Source organism: Vibrio sp. D173a (assembly GCF_030248475.1).
The window spans coordinates 1-776 of the sequence record NZ_JAHGAH010001436.1 but is presented as its reverse complement, the minus strand read 5'-3'; the positions used below and the strand labels follow the sequence as shown (position 1 = coordinate 776).

At 43.3% G+C, this 776-nt stretch carries 2 protein-coding genes; both read left to right on the top strand.

Features of this window, described 5'->3' with window-relative positions:
* Positions 1–356, top strand: a 356-nt coding sequence (locus KIV40_RS33895; protein ID WP_285353827.1) for a FadR/GntR family transcriptional regulator, incomplete at its 5' end; no start/stop codon positions are given.
* Positions 357–358: 2 nt separating this feature from the next.
* On the top strand, positions 359–776 hold a 418-nt coding region (locus tag KIV40_RS33890; RefSeq protein WP_285353824.1), incomplete at its 3' end, for an alcohol dehydrogenase catalytic domain-containing protein.

The window sequence follows — 776 nt, the reverse complement described above, 5'->3', positions numbered from 1 at the left end:
AACTAATAGACGAACTTCAACAATGGCTTGACATGATGACTGCCTCTCAATTTTTCTCAAGTATCGAATTGAGACATCAAACATCTCATGATGCTGACCAACAGTTTCACTTTGCAATCGCTAGCACTTGCCAGAACCCACTATTAACCATTTTCCACCAAGATCTGATGTCGCTACATATGAAAGGCAAAATGTGGGATCGCATGGAAGTCATTGCTAACGAACCGACTGCAAAAGGAATTTGGATTGACGATCATCAAGCGATCTTCAATGCGATCAAAGCCGGAGATCCTGAACAAGCTAAATCGGCAATGATCATGCACATCGATAACGTGATAGATAAGTTGAGTAACTAAAAATGAAATCATTTATTGTTAATGGGATTAATGACTACCAAGTCGTCGAACAAGACGTACCTTCTTTCTCTGATGACCAAGTATTAGTGCGTGTAGAGTACGCCGGGATTTGTGGCTCTGACCTGCACATTATTCACGGCCAAAACCCATTTGCTACTTACCCTAGAATCACTGGGCATGAGTTTGTAGGAACTATCGAAAAAATCGGAAGCAGCGTAACTGGGCTGGAAGTTGGAGCAAAAGTGGTCGTGAATCCTGTGATCAGCTGTGGCCAATGCCGACCATGCAAAATCGGTCGATCGAATGTGTGTACTGAACTTCAAGTGATTGGTGTTCACACCGATGGCGGATTCACACAATTTCAAACCGTGCCTGCAGCCAATATTATTGCCCTACCGGACAGCATCAACTTAAGAGATG